This window comes from Streptomyces sp. NPDC036813, from assembly GCF_055609245.1.
In genome coordinates, this window is record NZ_JBVJPV010000006.1 from 191,588 (window position 1) to 206,161 (window position 14,574).

Annotated in this window: 11 protein-coding genes; 7 read left to right on the forward strand and 4 right to left on the reverse strand. The window is 72.0% G+C overall.

The annotated features are described in order from the left end of the window. Positions 1-9 precede the first annotated feature (9 nt). Positions 10-444 carry a hypothetical protein gene (locus ACZ67Q_RS15310; RefSeq protein ID WP_471181521.1) on the reverse strand — a complete coding sequence of 145 codons (435 nt, stop codon included), beginning with the start codon at positions 442-444 and terminating at the stop codon, positions 10-12. 241 nt (positions 445-685) lie between these two features. On the opposite strand from ACZ67Q_RS15310, the gene ACZ67Q_RS15315 reads away from it, so the two are divergent. The 6 genes from ACZ67Q_RS15315 to ACZ67Q_RS15340 all read left to right on the forward strand — a co-directional run bounded on the left by ACZ67Q_RS15315 (position 686) and on the right by ACZ67Q_RS15340 (position 7,191). Beyond that, positions 686-1,867, forward strand: a complete 1,182-nt coding sequence (locus ACZ67Q_RS15315; RefSeq protein ID WP_471181944.1) for an AI-2E family transporter — start codon at positions 686-688, stop codon at positions 1,865-1,867. Positions 1,868-2,448: 581 nt separating this feature from the next. Continuing rightward, positions 2,449-3,369 carry an NAD-dependent protein deacetylase gene (locus ACZ67Q_RS15320; protein ID WP_471181523.1) on the forward strand — a complete coding sequence of 307 codons (921 nt, stop codon included), beginning with the start codon at positions 2,449-2,451 and terminating at the stop codon, positions 3,367-3,369. Between the two features lie 163 nt (positions 3,370-3,532). Continuing rightward, a complete protein-coding gene (locus tag ACZ67Q_RS15325) occupies positions 3,533-4,621 on the forward strand; it encodes a carboxylate-amine ligase (RefSeq protein WP_471181526.1) in 1,089 nt (362 codons plus the stop codon). A 55-nt stretch (positions 4,622-4,676) separates the two neighbouring features. Next, entirely contained in the window at positions 4,677-4,811 is a 135-nt protein-coding gene (locus ACZ67Q_RS15330) for a hypothetical protein (protein ID WP_471181528.1), read from the forward strand. A 135-nt stretch (positions 4,812-4,946) separates the two neighbouring features. Next, positions 4,947-6,569: an alkaline phosphatase D family protein gene (locus ACZ67Q_RS15335; RefSeq protein WP_471181531.1), complete on the forward strand. Its 1,623-nt coding sequence runs from the start codon at positions 4,947-4,949 to the stop codon at positions 6,567-6,569. A 112-nt stretch (positions 6,570-6,681) separates the two neighbouring features. Continuing rightward, a complete protein-coding gene (locus tag ACZ67Q_RS15340; protein WP_471181533.1) occupies positions 6,682-7,191 on the forward strand; it encodes a phosphatase PAP2 family protein in 510 nt (169 codons plus the stop codon). 248 nt (positions 7,192-7,439) lie between these two features. Here the strand turns inward: ACZ67Q_RS15340 and ACZ67Q_RS15345 are convergent, their stop codons facing one another. Together ACZ67Q_RS15345 and ACZ67Q_RS15350 are read right to left on the reverse strand one after the other, a co-directional pair. Beyond that, a complete protein-coding gene (locus tag ACZ67Q_RS15345) occupies positions 7,440-7,949 on the reverse strand; it encodes a DUF3618 domain-containing protein (RefSeq protein WP_471181536.1) in 510 nt (169 codons plus the stop codon). Continuing rightward, positions 7,946-8,317: a phage holin family protein gene (locus ACZ67Q_RS15350; protein ID WP_471181539.1), complete on the reverse strand. Its 372-nt coding sequence runs from the start codon at positions 8,315-8,317 to the stop codon at positions 7,946-7,948. Before ACZ67Q_RS15350 ends, ACZ67Q_RS15345 begins: the two co-directional genes overlap by 4 nt. A 404-nt stretch (positions 8,318-8,721) precedes the next feature. Between ACZ67Q_RS15350 and ACZ67Q_RS15355 the strand changes: the two genes are divergently transcribed. Next, complete coding sequence (locus ACZ67Q_RS15355) at positions 8,722-12,825, forward strand: beta-galactosidase (RefSeq protein WP_471181541.1); 4,104 nt, start codon at positions 8,722-8,724, stop codon at positions 12,823-12,825. Positions 12,826-12,934: 109 nt separating this feature from the next. Here ACZ67Q_RS15355 and ACZ67Q_RS15360 read toward each other — a convergent pair whose 3' ends face one another. Next, on the reverse strand, positions 12,935-14,500 hold the full coding sequence (locus tag ACZ67Q_RS15360) for a phytoene desaturase family protein (RefSeq protein ID WP_471181544.1): 1,566 nt from the start codon (positions 14,498-14,500) through the stop codon (positions 12,935-12,937). Between the last annotated feature and the right edge of the window lie 74 nt (positions 14,501-14,574).

A 14,574-nucleotide genomic window follows, 5' to 3' on the forward strand; every position in this document is an offset into this window, starting at 1 on the left:
CCTGCTCCGTCAGATACGGCCGCCCGTCAGGCGGGTGAGCGGCCCCTGCGGGCCTCGTGAGGAGCGGCGGCCCAGGACGTAGGACGCCGCGCTGAGCGCCGTCGCACCGGCGCCGACCCCCGCCGCGACGAGCTTGCGCCGGGCAATGACCGTCCATGCCGTCTTCGCCGCCGTGCCCACCTGCCCGGAAGCGGTGACCACCGCGCGCCGGCCCGCGTCGAGTCCCTTGGCCGCCACGTTCACGGCGCCGGCCGCCTCGTCCGCGGCCCGGCCCGCTCCGGTCCTCGCGGTCGACACTCCGTCACCCGCCTTGGCCTCCGCCTTCTTGACGGCGCGGGAGGCCGTCGACGCGGCCCCCTTGCCGGCGGTGCCACGCGACCGGGTGGCGGACGCCGGCTTCGTGGTGTCTGACTTCTGATCCGTTCCCTTGTTCGCTTGACTCATGGAGTTTCGGCTTGCCCCGGACCACGCGCACAAACCCGGCCCGCCCTACGGACCGGGCCGCGGCCCTGTGTTGACGGTCCGAGTGGCTGCGGACACCGTGACGACCACCGTCCGTGGCACCCGCAGTGCCCCACCGAGCGGGTGCCCCTCCCGGCGTTGCAGACCGTTCCCCGCCCCGATCGTGCATACGGTGCTCTGCAGGTGACCGGTCTCGCGGTGAACGAAAGAGGCATGCGGCGTGGTGGCGGAATCGGGCCGCGGGGCGGCCGGCGAGGGACGCGGGGGCCGCGCGGGCGGCCGTGTGGCGCTGGGCAGCCGCCCCGGGTACTCGGTACGGCTGTCCACGCGCCGCCCACGCGGCGCGACCGCTCCCACGATCGATCACACCGGTCCCTGGCTGCGGTCCGCCGCCGCCCACGCCTGGCGGCTGATCCTCGTCGGCATCGTCGTCTACGGTGTCTTCACGGTGCTGGGCCGCTTCCAGATCATCGCCGTGGCCCTGTTCCTCGCCCTGGTCATCACGTCGGTGCTGCGTCCTGCCACGGACCTGCTCGACCGCTTCCTGCCCCGGCCGCTCGCCGTCGCCCTCGCGCTGGTCGGCAGCATCGTGGTGCTGCTCGGACTGCTCGCCCTGGTGGGCGACGCGGTGGCGAACGAGTCCTCGAAACTGGCCGACGAATTCCGCGACGGCGTGCACCGGATCGAAGTGTGGCTGCGGCGCCCTCCGTTCCGGCTGAGCCAGAGCAAACTGTCCGATCTGCAGGACCAAATCGTCCACTACATCTCCGCCCACCGGGCGGGGCTTCTCAGCAGCGCCCTGAGCGGCATCGGGCGCGCCGTGGAGTTCGTCACCGGGGGCGCGCTCGCGCTCTTCGCCTCGGTCTTCTTCCTCCATTCCGGCGAACGGCTGTGGACCTGGTCGCGTGACGAGGTGGTGCCCGGCCGCGCCCGGTCGGCGTGGGACAAGGCGGGACGTGCGGCCTGGAGGGCCTTCGCCGGGTACACGCGGGGCATCATCATCGTGGCCTCCACCAACGCCGTGCTGGTCGGGATCGCCCTGCTGGCACTGGAGGTGCCGTTGGCGTTGCCGCTGGCGCTGCTGGAGTTCTTCGCCGCCTTCGTGCCGCTGGTCGGCTCGCCGTTCGCGCTCGGCGTGGCCACGGTGGTGGCGCTGGCCGGGCGGGGGCCGGTCATCGCGCTCGTCGTGCTGGCGCTCATTGTGATCGTCGGCCAGCTGGAGGGGCACGTCCTGCACCCCCTGGTCATGAGCTGGGCGGTCCGCCTCCACCCGCTCGTCGTGGCCGTGTCCGTCCTCGCGGGCGGCACCGTGGCGGGCGTGATCGGCGCGGTCGTGGCGGTGCCGTTCATCTCGGTCGCCTGGGCGGTGTTCCGGGCACTGAGACCGGGGCCTCCCGCAGTGTGAGTGTGACGGGGGGCGCGCCGCTCCCCCGCGCGGAAGGGCACGACAGCTCGCCCCCGCGAGGGGACGGGACGGCTTGCGCCGTGGCCGGGCACGACGGCTCCACCGGGCGGCGGGACGGGACGACCAGCCGCCGTGGCGGGACGCGACGAGTCCCCGCCGTGGCGGAACGCGACGGCTCGCCCTACGTTGCGGGTCGCTACGGCTCGTCGCCAGGCGTGGTGCTGTGGCTCGTCCCCTGGCGTGCTGCCATGGCTCGCCAAGTGACGGGGCGGGGCAGACCGCCCCCACGACGGGGCGCTATGGCTCGCCCAGTGGCAGGCCGGGACAGCCGCCCCGTGAGCGGGCACGACACCCCCCGTGGCCGGGTGGCCGGACACGACGGTCCCGTGACCGGGCACGACAGCCGCCCCGGGACCGGGCACGACACACCCCCGTGGCCGGGCACGGCTCGCCCCGTGCCAGGCGCACCCCGCCGAGCCGCGCCCCGATGGCCTCGCCGCGCGTCGCGCCCGCTCGGGGCGGTGCCGAGGGCCTGATCGGCAAGACGCACCGACGGCAGCCGGTTTCCGTACCCTGGCGGCATGCGCATGCGCCCGACACTGAGCTGGACCCCGCCCCAGGACCTCCCGCCAGGCACCACCGATCTCCAGCCGGTCGCCGACGCGCTGGGCGCCGGCGGTGTGCTGGTGCTCAGCGGGGCGGGCATCTCCACCGAGTCGGGCATCCCCGACTACCGGGGCGAGGGCGGCAGCCTGAGCCGGCACACGCCGATGACCTACCAGGACTTCACCGCCAGTGCCCAGGCCGGGCGCCGCTACTGGGCGCGCAGCCACCTCGGATGGCGCGTCTTCGGCCGTGCCCGCCCCAACGCCGGGCACCGGGCCGTCGCCGCGTTCGGACGGCAGGGCCTGCTGGCCGGCGTGATCACCCAGAACGTCGACGGGCTGCACCACGCCGCCGGCAGCGAGGGCGTCGTGGAACTCCACGGCAGCCTCGACCGGGTCGTCTGCCTGTCCTGCGGCGCCTACAGCCCGCGCAGCGAGCTCGCCCGGCGCCTGGAGGAGGCGAATCCGGGCTTCGGTCCGGTGGCCGCCGGCATCAACCCCGACGGTGACGCCGACCTCAGCGACGCGCAGGTCGGAAACTTCCAGGTGGCGCCCTGCACGCTCTGCGGCGGGATCCTCAAGCCCGACGTGGTGTTCTTCGGGGAGAACGTCCCGCCCCGGCGGGTCGAGCAGTGCCGCACGCTGGTCCACGAGGCGGCCTCGCTGCTGGTCCTGGGCTCCTCGCTCACCGTGATGTCCGGGCTGCGTTTCGTCCGCCAGGCCGCCCAGGCCAGGAAACCCGTACTGATCGTCAACCGCGACCCCACCCGCGGTGACCCGCACGCCGTCACCCGCGTCGCTCTCCCCCTGGGAACGGCCCTGACCACGGTCGCGGACCGCCTGGGCATCCCGGTCGAGCCGGACGCGGCGGCCGGGCTGGAGTCGCCTCTCCTGTGACGCGCCGGGCCGCTTCGGACGCCGGCACCACGTTTGGGACGGGGCGGGCAAGGCACTCTTCAGCCACGGCCCCACGCAGTCGGCACGCACGAGGTACGACCGGTGTCGGGGCCCGGACAATCGCACTGCTGCGAGGCGGTGCCTGGCGGTTGGGGTACGGCTGATGACAACCGTCGGTGTGGAAGAGGAGTACTTCCTGGTCGACGCGGCCACAGGACGGCTGAGTGCGTACGGCGAGAAGGTACGGGCCGCGGCCGGTCTCGAGCAGTTCGTGGCCGCCGGGGAGATCCAGCTCGAGCTGTTGCAGGCGCAGGTGGAGGTCGCCACTCCGGTCTGTCACACGCTGGAGGAGGTCGGCGGGCACCTGCTGCGGCTGCGGCACGCGGTGGTGGAGGCGGCCGAGAGGTTCGGCTGCCGTGTCCTCGCCAGCGGCACCTCTCCGATGGTGCACGACGCTCCCGTGCAGGTCACGGACAAGGCCCGCTACAAAGCCATGCTGCGCCAGGCGCCGCAACTCGTGGCCGAGCAGATGGTCAACGGCATGCACGTGCATGTGGCCGTGCCGAGCCGGCACATGGGCGTGGAGGTGCTGAACCGTATGCGGCCGTGGCTGCCGACACTGACCGCCATGGGGGCGAACTCTCCGTTGTGGGACGGTGACGACACCGGCTTCGCCAGTTGGCGCACCCTCGTCTTCGACCGGTGGCCGGTCAGCGGCATCCCGCCGTACTTCGCCGACGACGTGGACTACGACCTGCGGGTCGAGCGCCTGCTGGCCACCGGCGTGATCGCGGACCGCGGGCAGCTGTACTGGCAGGTGCGGCTGTGCGAGCGCTATCCCACGGTCGAGGTGCGCTGCGTGGACGTCCAGCCGCGTACGGACGACGCCGTACTGTTCGCAGGACTGGTCCGCGGCCTCGCCCTGACCGCCATGCGCGAGGTCTCGGAGGGCCGTACGACGCCGGACGCCGAGCTGCTGAAGGCCGCGATGTGGCAGGCCGCGCGGCACGGGCTGAGTCAGGAACTGATCGACCCGGAGGGCAGGCGCTGTCGCGCCGGTGACGTGGTGTACCAGCTCCTGGAACACGTCGAGCCGGCGCTCGCCGAAGCGGGGGACGGCCGCCAGGTTACCGCGCTGGTCCACCGCCTGCTGCAGCAGGGGACGGGAGCGGACCGGCAGCGCATGGCGTGGGCGCGGGGCGGACTGCCCGCGGTGATGGACATGCTCGCCGAGGCGACCGTGCTGCCGTGACGTCGCCGCGGCCGGACCTCGATGACCGGATACAGGATCAGGATCGGAGCGGGACATGGACCAGGTGGGCGACAAGCCGGAGGAGGTGCGCAAGCACCTCGAGCGGGAACAGGCCGAGACCGAGAAGAAGCAGCCGTCCGAGGACGCCCAGCGCGAGAGCGAGGACTCGAAGGAACAGAGCGGTCGGTAGGCCCCCGGCCGCAGCGGCCGCTGCCGCCGCGCGCACCTGTGCGCTGACCGTCCGCCGCCGCGCCCTGTACGGTTCAACGGTCGTCGTTTCCACCATCGTTCCGTCCGTACGGTGCGCCACAGGAGGTCCGTCGCCGTGGTCGATCTGTGTCTGGGACCGCTGCTGAGGTACACCGACAGCTCGTGCGCGACGGTATGGGTGGAGGCGAGCCGGCCGTGTGTCGCGCAGGTGCGCTGTTCGGACGGCGCGGGCGGCTCGGCGCCGACCTTCCAGGTCGCCGGCCATCACTACGCGCTCGTCACGGTGACCGGTCTGCAACCGGGCACCGCACCGTCGTACGAGGTCTTCCTGGACGGCACCCGGGTGTGGCCCCTGCCCGACTCCCGTTTCCCGCCCTCCGTCATCCGGGTGCGGGCGCCCGAAGACGCCGTCCGGGTCACCTTCGGATCCTGTCGCTGGGCCGCTCCCCCGGCCGACGGCAAGGACCCCGTCGGCGCGGACGCCCTCGACTCCCTGGCGGAGCGGCTGTCGGCCGACCCCGGCGCGGAGCGCCCCGACGTCCTGCTGCTGCTCGGCGACCAGGTGTACGCCGACGAGACCAGCGAGGCGACGCGCAGCTGGCTGGCCGGCCGCCGGGATCTCCGGGTGCCGCCGGGCAGTCAGGTCACGGACTACGAGGAGTACTGCCGCCTCTACCACGAGTCCTGGCTCGACCCGGAGGTCCGCTGGCTGCTGTCCACCGTCCCCAGCTTCATGATCTTCGACGACCACGACATCGTCGACGACTGGAACACCTCCGCCGCCTGGCTCGCCGACATGCGCACCACCGACTGGTGGCAGAAACGGCTGCTGAGCGGCCTGATGTCCTACTGGGTGCACCAGCACCTGGGCAACCTCTCCCCCGCCGAACTGGCCGACGACCCCACCTATGCCGCCGTGCGCGCCACGCCGGACGGCACGGACGCGGTGCGCGCGCTCGCCGAGAAGGCCGATGCCGACCCGTCCTCCATCCGGTTCAGCTACCGGCGCGATGTCGGCCGGGTCCGGGTGGCGATGGTGGACTCCCGGGCGGCGCGGGTCCTCCAGGAGGACGGCCGTGCCATGCTCGACCCGGGTTCGGCCGACTGGCTGCGCGAGCAGGTGCTGGACGACGTGGGGGCGTACGACCACCTGCTGATCGGCACCTCGCTGCCCTGGCTGCTTCCCCATCTCGTCCATGACGCCGAGGCCTGGGACGCGGCGCTGTGCGCCGGAGAACGCGGACAGCGCTGGGCACGGTTCGGTGAACGCCTGCGCCGGGCGGCCGACTTGGAGCACTGGGCCGCATTCCCCCGCTCGTTCGCCGACCTCGCCGACCTGATCGCCGAGGTCGGCTCGCGGCCCGAGGCACCCGCCACCGTGTGTGTGCTGTCCGGGGACGTGCACCATGGTTACCTCGCACAGGCCTCGTGGCGCTCGGGCGGGCCCGCCCTCCCTGTCGTCCAGCTCACCTGCTCCCCGGTGCACAACTCCGTTCCGCTGTCGATGCGGCTCGGCTTCCGCTTCGGATGGAGCGCGCCGGCGCGTCTTCTGGGGCGCGTCCTCGCCCGGCACGGCCGATGCGCCCGGCCGCCGGTGAGATGGCGCAAGAAGGGCGGCCCGTGGTTCGGCAACCAGCTCATGACCCTGACGATGCGTGGGCGCTCGGCCCGGCTGCGACTGGAACGCACGGGGGCCGACACGTCCCTGCACACGGTGGACGCGCGCTCCCTCGCCTGACGGCCGAGGCCCCCGCTGAGGCCGTGGCCAAGCGGGTTGCTTACCCTGCGCGGCTTCGGGATACCTGCGGTCCATGGACGTGCTACGAGGCTTGCATCGAGTCGATGGAGAGGTGACGCGGCAGACTGCCTGGCGCGTTCCGGCACCGCTGGGCAGGGTCCTGTCCGGGGTCGAGGAGCTCGCGGAGAGCACCAAGCTGTGGTGCGGCGCGAGCGTGGTGATGGCCTGTGTCGGCGGGTGGCGTGGCCGCAGGGCGGCCGCCGCGGGGCTGGGGGCCGTGGCGGTGGCGCAGCTCGTGTCGAACGGGCTGTGCAAGCAGCTGGCCGATCGCCCTCGGCCGCCGCGGGACTGGTTTCCGCACGACGAGGTCGACGACCGTCCCGACTCCTCGTCCTTCCCTTCCGGGCACACCGCGGCCGCGGTCGCCTTCTGCGCCGCCGTGACTGACACCTGGCCGATCGCGGGCCTGCTGTGCGCCGGGCCGGCCGCAGCGGTGGCGCTCGAGCGCGTACAGTCCGGCGCGCACTACCCGAGCGACGTCGCGGCCGGCTCGCTGATCGGCCTGGCCGGCGCGTGGTTCGCCCTGCGCTCTCCCCGCCTGCTCGTGCGTCGGTGGCTGTGACGGCGCCGTAAGAGCGTCACCGGCGGCCGGGCATCGCCGTGACCACGCCACCGGCGGCCGGGGCGTCGCCGGGAGCACCACCAAGGGGCTGTGACAGCTTCGTAGAGCGCCACCGGCGGCTGTGAGCAGCGCCGTACACCGATCAGGCCGGAGGGCCGACTGCTCGTGGCAGCCGGCCCTCCGTGTTCGCCGCGGGCGTCCGCCGCGCCAGGTGCCCGTCAGTCGGCGCCGGCGCGGTCGACCGCCGCTCAGCTCCTCCGGCGGTACAGCAGCCAGATCCCGGTCGCCGCGGCGGCCGCCAGCAACAGCCCGCGGTTGTCCCGGACGAGCCGGCCGCCCCGGGCCGTCGTGCTCCGTACCGGCTCGGGCGCCTTGTCCTGCCAGAGCCGGCCCGCCCGGGCCGCTGTACCGCGCGCCTGATCGGCGGCCTGGGCCGCCTTGTCCTTCACCGGATCGGGCAGCTTGTCCTGCACCCGGGCGGCTGCCTCGGCGGCTTTGGCCTTCACCTCGGCGGCCTTCAGCGCCGCCTGCTCCTTCACCTCGGCGGCCTTCAGCGCCGCCTGCTCCTTCACCTCGCCGGCCCTCGCGGTGGTCTGCTCCTTGACCTCGGCGGCCTTCTCCTGGGCGCGAGCCTTGACGTCCGTCCTGGCCGACAGGGCCTCCACGGTCTCCCCGAGTTCCTTGCGGGTCTGCGCCACCTGCTCGCGCAGCTCCTCGGGGCCCGCGGCGGTCGGCTCGTCGTGCGGGGGCTGGGTCATCGGTGGGCACTCTCCTTGATCTCGGCCACGTCGGCCTTGACGTTCTCGATGGTCTGCTGGGGTGCCGGGGGTGCGGCCCGGTCGACCTGCTTCTTCCCGGTGAGCGCCATCACCGCGGCGATCACCCCCAGGCAGGCGGTGACGATGAGGGCCGCGGCCCACACCGGGAGCGGCACCGCCAAGGCGGCGATCGCGGTGGCCACCAGGGCCTGGAGCATCAGGAACCCGACGAGACCGGCTCCGCCGAACAGCCCGCCGCCCTTGCCGTACCGCTTCCCCTTCTCCTTCATCTCCGCCTGCGCCAGGCGCAGCTCGCCGCGTACCAGTTCGGTCAGCTGCTGCGAGGCCCGCTGCACCAGTTCGGCCACCGGCTCACCACCTGATGTGTGCTGCCCGGGGCCGGTATGGGGTTGCGTACTCGGCACGACGATCACCTCCCGTCTGTTGCTTCGTCTGCCACCGGACGGTGCCGTGGCACGGCCCGGTGCGCGCGCGAGTACCCCCACTCGGCGAGTTCAGAAGGCATGTCTCGAATTCCGGTCACATCTCGGGACCTTCACCGGCCGCCTGCGACAACGGTCTGGAACGGTCGTGTCGGGTTGTGAGCGCCGCGCTCCCGGGCGACACACATGCATGCCCACCGTGTCGAATCTGTTGCGTTCCGCACACGGGGATGCCACACTGCCGGACGCTAAGCCACTCAATCGAACATATGGCAACAGACCTCAACACGGGCTTTGCGGTTGAGTCGTTCGCCGCCAGGGAGGTGGGGATGATCCGAAGACTCCTCGCGGGATGCGCCGCCGTCGTGATGACGGTCGGACTGGGCCTCGGCACCGGATCCGCCGCGAGCGCAGCACCGCCGACCGGAGCGGCCAGGGGCACCACGGACAGCGGCGAGCGTTCGGCGCACTCGGTCACCTATGACGGTTATTCATTCATGATCGACGGCAAACGGACCTATCTGTGGTCCGGGGAGTTCCACTACTTCCGGCTGCCGAGCCAGGACTTGTGGCGGGATGTCCTGGAGAAGATGAAGGCGGCCGGTTTCAACGCCGTCTCGCTCTACTTCGACTGGGGCTACCACTCGCCGGCCCCCGGCGTCTACGACTTCACGGGCATCCGTGACGCGGACAGACTCCTCGACATGGCCGACGAGTTGGGCATCTACGTGATCGCCCGCCCCGGTCCGTACATCAACGCAGAGGTGGACGGCGGCGGCTTCCCGGGCTGGCTGTCGGCGAAGCCCGGCGCCACCCGCACCAGCGATCCCGAGTATCTGAAGTACTCCGACGAGTGGCAGACACAGATCGACAAGATCATCGCCCGCCACCAACTCACCGACGGCACCGGTTCCGTGATCCAGTACCAGGTGGAGAACGAGTACTACAACGGCAGCGCCGCGGGCCGCACTTACATGAAGCATCTGGAGGACAAGGCCACCGCCGACGGCATCACCGTGCCGCTGGTCGGCAACAACAACGGCACGTTCAACGCCGGGGACGCCGCCCTGGCCGTGGACGGCGCCGACTCCTACCCGCAGGGCTTCAACTGCTCCAGCCCCGGCTGGTGGAGCGGCGTTCCGGACATCTCCTACGACCACCCGCCGGGCAAGCCGCTGATCTCACCGGAGTTCCAGGGCGGCGCCTTCGACCCCTGGGGCGGGCCCGGTTACGACAAGTGCGCCCAGCTCATCAACGACAAGTTCGCCGACGTCTTCTACAAGCAGAACATCGCGGTCGGCGCGACCGAGCAGAGCTTCTACATGACCTACGGCGGCACCAACTGGGGCTGGCTGGGCATGCCGCAGAACTACACGTCGTACGACTACGGCGCCGCGATCCGCGAGAACCGGCAGCTGGATGCGAAGTACTACACGGACAAGCTGATCGGCTACTTCACCCAGGCCCTCACCCCGCTGGCCAAGACCGACCCGCTGCCGTCGGCGCCCACCGACAACGCGAAGACCGTGGACACCGCTCGCGGGAATCCGGACACCGGCACCCAGTTCCATGTGCTGCGCCACGCCGACTCCACGTCGAACGACAAGGACTCCACCCACCTCACCCTCGACCTCGGTGCACACTCCGGCTACACCTACGACGACCGCGACACCGCGCTCAGCTACCAGGGCACCTGGTCGCACGTCGGAGCGGAGCAGTCGTACACCAGTGGTGACTACCGGCGCACCGAGTCCTTCTCCAACACGGCCGGCGACAGCGCGAGCGTCGACTTCACCGGCACCGGCGTGAAGTTCATCAGCAACCTCGCTCCCAACCACGGCAAGGCCGACGTCTACCTGGACGGCACCAAGGTCACGACCGCCGACCTGTACGGGGCGACGAGCAAGAGCCAGTACGTGGCCTACCAGGCGAGCGGGCTGAAGAACGGCCCGCACACCCTGAAGATCGTCGTCACCGGGAACGGGTTCGTGAGCATCGACGCCATCGACGTCCTCACCGGCAGCGCGCAGGCCGCCCCCGTCTACACCGTTCCGCAGCAACCGGGCACCGGCATCACGCTCGACGGCCGCGCCTCGAAGATCATCGTCGCGAACCACGACCTCGGCGGGAACAAGCTCCGGTACTCCACCTCCGAGATCATGACCGACGCGCTCATCGGCAACCGCGAGGTGGCCGTCCTCTACGGAGACACGGGGACCGACGGCGAGACGGTGCTCAACTACCGCACCCGGCCCCAGGTCACCTCGGCCGACGGCACGGTGACGTCGACCTGGGACCCGGACACGGGCGACCTGCGGCTCAACTACCGGCACACCGGGCTGACCCGGGTGCAGATCAGCGGCGGCGGCCACCCGCTGCTCCTGCTGCTGGCCGACTCCGACACGGCCAAGACCTTCTGGCGGCAGGACACCTCCGCCGGACCGGTGCTGGTGCGCGGCACCCACCTGCTGCGCGGTGCCGCGGTGCAGGACGGCCGGCTGGACCTGACCGGCGACACCGGCGACGACGGAGCCGTCGAGGTGTTCGCCGACGCCGCCTCGATCACCTGGAACGGCGCCCCGGTCGCCACCCGGGTGACCGCCACCGGCAGCCGCACCGGCACCCTGCCGACGGCGGCTGCCGTCACCCTGCCCGCGCTGACGAACTGGAAGCACACCGAGGAGTCACCCGAGGTGCAGCCCGCGTTCGACGACTCCGGCTGGCAGGTTGCCGACAAGACCACGACCCACAGCATCACCACCCCGGGCTCGAACGGTCCGGTGCTCTTCGCCGACGACTACGGCTTCCACACCGGAAGCACCTGGTACCGCGGCCGCTTCACCGGCACCGGCAAGGAGACCGGCATCACCCTGTCCACGCAGAGCGGCGGCGGCGCGGCGGCGTCCTCGGTCTGGGTCAACGGCGTCTTCCTCGGCAGCTCCACCAAGGACGGCCGGCAGACGTACACCTTCCCCGAGGGTGTGCTGAAGAGCGGCGCGGACAACGTCGTGTCCGTGCTCACCGTCAACATGGGCCATGAGGAGGACTACACCCCGCACAGCGGCAACAAGGCCGCCCGCGGTCTGACCGGCGCCACCCTGCTCGGCACCTCCGTCAACAGCCTCACCTGGCGGCTCCAGGGAGTACGCGGGGGCGAGAGCCCGCTCGACCCGGTGCGCGGTCCCCTGGCCACGGGCGGGCTGTACGGGGAGCGGGCCGGCTACATGCTGCCGGGCCACCCCACCGACAGCTGGCAACCCGTCACCCTCCCCGCCACCGACACCACCCCGGGCGTCTCCTGGTACACCACCGACGTCCCCCTGGACCTGCCCAAGGGCCAGGACACCTCCCTCGGCCTGGAGATCAGCGACGACGCATCCCGCCAGTACCGCGCCGAGATCTACGTCAACGGCTGGCACATGGGCAACTACGTCAACTACCGCGGCCCGCAGCACGGCTTCCCGGTACCGAACGGGGTGCTGAACCCGCACGGCCGCAACAAGATCGCCATCGCGGTGTGGAACCTCGACGGCACGACCGGCGGCCTCGGCAAGGTCAGCCTGGTCAACTACGGCAGCTACGCCTCCTCGCTGAAGGTCGCCCAGAACGACAGCCCCGGCTACAGCAAGAAGCGGTACGCCATGCCGCCGGCCCCGTCGACGACGGTCGCCCTGCACGTTCCGGGCGTGGTCAGCGGGGGTCAGAAGTTCACCGCGACCGCGACCGTCGCCGTGCCGGAGGGCAAGCCCACCGCGCACGACGTCACGGCCGAACTCGTCCTGCCGAACGGCTGGACGGCGAGCGGCACCTCCACACCGCCGGGTGTGCGCGGCATCCCCGGTGGCAGCTCGGCCACGCTGAGCTGGGAGGTCACCGCACCCGCGACGGTCCCGAAGACGAGCGCCCTGCGCGTGGTCACCCACCAGACACAGGCCGGCAAGGCCACCTCGGCGTCCGACGAACGCACGCCGGGCGTCGTCCCGCAGCCGCCGAAGGGCACCCAGCAGGTCAGCGACCTGGAGTTCCTGTCCGCCGACAACGGCTGGGGTCCCGTCGAACGCGACCAGAGCGTCGGCGGCACGGCGGCCAACGACGGCACACCGCTGAAACTCGGCGGCAGCGTCTACGCCAAGGGTCTGGGCACCAACTCGCCCAGTGACGTGGCGGTCTACCTCGGCGGGAACTGCAGCAGATTCACCGCCACGGTCGGCGTCGACAACGGCGATCCCGGCAGCGTCACCTTCAGCGTCGGGCTCGACGGCAAGGTGCTGACCACCACCCCGGTCCTCAAGGGCGACTCGGCCCCGGTCACCATCGACGTCCCGGTGACCGGGGGTCAAGTCCTCGACCTGTCGGTCGGCGAGGGCGGGGACGGCAACGGAAACGATCACGGCGACTGGGCCGACCCGGTCCTCACCTGCGACGCCGCCTGATCCCCTCACCGCGGCAACCGACCGCCCCCGGGTCCCGGGCCCGGGGGCGGTCGTTTCAGCAGCGGGGTCTTTCAGCGTGGTGCCCCGGCCGGCCGGGGCCGCCGCCTGCTCATGCGCCGAGCACGGCCATCGCCGCGTTGTGGCCGGGGATGCCGCTCACCCCACCGCCGCGCACGGCGCCGGCGCCGCACAGCAGCACATTGGGGTACGCGGTCTCCACGCCCCACCGTCCCGTCTCCTCGGTCGCGAACGGGAAGGCCAGCGCGCGGTGGAAGATGTTGCCGCCGGGCAGCCGCAGCTCGCCCTCCAGGTCGAGGGGTGTCTTGGCCTCGATGCAGGGACGCCCCTCCCCGTCGAGGGCGAGGCAGTCGGCGATGGGCTCGTCGAGCACCGAGTCCAGCTCGGCCAGCGCCGCCTTGGTCAGGGCCTCGCGGGCGCCCTCGTTGTCCTCGACGAACAGCCTCGCCGGGACGTGCAGCCCGAACATCGTCAGGGTGTGGTAACCCTGTGCGGCCGGCTCGGGACCGAGGATGGTCGGGTCGGTCAGCGAGTGGCAGTAGATCTCCGACGGCGGGGCGGACGGGAGCCGGCCGGCGTCGGCCTCCCGGTAGGCGCGCGCCAGCTGGTCGTAGCTCTCGGAGATGTGGAAGGTCCCGGCGAAGGCGTCCTTGGGGTCGACGGCGGTGTCCCGCAGCCGCGGCAGGCGGCGCAGCAGCATGTTGACCTTGAGCTGGGCACCCTCGGCGGGCTCGGCGACGGTGTCGCCGAGCATCGCGGCCAGCGCCTCGGGCGAGGCGTTGACCAGGACCTTGCGGGCTCCGACGGTGGCCTCGCCGGACCCGTCGTCGTACGTCACCGAGCTGAGGCGCTCGTCGGGCTCGATCCGGACGACCTCGTGGCCGGTGACCAGCTCGGCGCCCGCTTCCCGGGCCACCCGGGCCAGCTCGCCGGTGAAGGCGCCCATGCCGCCGACCGGCACGTCCCAGTCGCCGGTCCCGCCGCCGATGACGTGGTAGAGGAAGCAGACGTTCTGGGCCAGCCCGGGGTCGTGCGCGTCTGCGAAGGTGCCGATGAGCCCGTCGGTGAGGACGACACCGCGCACGACGTCGTCCTGGAAGCGGTCCTCGATGGCCACGCCGAGGGGCTCCTCGAACAGCATCCGCCAGGCGTCGTCGTCGCCGATGCGGGCCTGCAGCTCCTCCCGGCTCGGCAGCGGCTCGGTGAGCGTCGGGAACACGCGCCGGGCGACCCGCGCGGTCATGCCGTAGAAGTCCCGCCAGGCGGTGTACTCGGCGTCGGAGCCGGTGAACTCCCGGAAAGACGCCCGGGTCCGCTCCTCGCCGCCGCCGACCAGCAGACCGGTGGCGCGCCCCTCACGCACGGCCGGGGTGTACGACGAGATGGACCGCTTGCGCACCTCGAAGCGCAGCCCGAGGTCGTTCACGATCTTCGCGGGGAGCAGGGACACGAGATAGGAGTAGCGCGACACTCGGGCGTCCACCCCCGAGAAGGCGCGGGTGGAGACCGCCGCGCCGCCCGTGGTGCCGAGCCGCTCCAGCAGGAGCACGGAGCGCCCGGCGCGGGCCAGATAGGAGGCGGCGACCAGGCCGTTGTGGCCACCGCCGACGATGACGACGTCGTAGACGTCCCGGGAGATCGAGGGGTTGCGAGGCATGTCTCTTGCTAACACGCACGGAGCACGGCAACAAGAGCGCGAGCGACCGGCTTCGCCGCAGCTCACAGCGTGGT

Coding starts and splice junctions, on each gene's coding strand:
- ACZ67Q_RS15310 (WP_471181521.1), bottom strand. CDS start 444: ATGAGTCAAGCGAACAAGGGAACGGATCAGAAGTCAGACACCACGAAG.
- ACZ67Q_RS15320 (WP_471181523.1), top strand. CDS start 2,449: ATGCGCATGCGCCCGACACTGAGCTGGACCCCGCCCCAGGACCTCCCG.
- ACZ67Q_RS15325 (WP_471181526.1), top strand. CDS start 3,533: ATGACAACCGTCGGTGTGGAAGAGGAGTACTTCCTGGTCGACGCGGCC.
- ACZ67Q_RS15330 (WP_471181528.1), top strand. CDS start 4,677: ATGGACCAGGTGGGCGACAAGCCGGAGGAGGTGCGCAAGCACCTCGAG.
- ACZ67Q_RS15345 (WP_471181536.1), bottom strand. CDS start 7,949: ATGACCCAGCCCCCGCACGACGAGCCGACCGCCGCGGGCCCCGAGGAG.
- ACZ67Q_RS15355 (WP_471181541.1), top strand. CDS start 8,722: ATGATCCGAAGACTCCTCGCGGGATGCGCCGCCGTCGTGATGACGGTC.
- ACZ67Q_RS15360 (WP_471181544.1), bottom strand. CDS start 14,500: ATGCCTCGCAACCCCTCGATCTCCCGGGACGTCTACGACGTCGTCATC.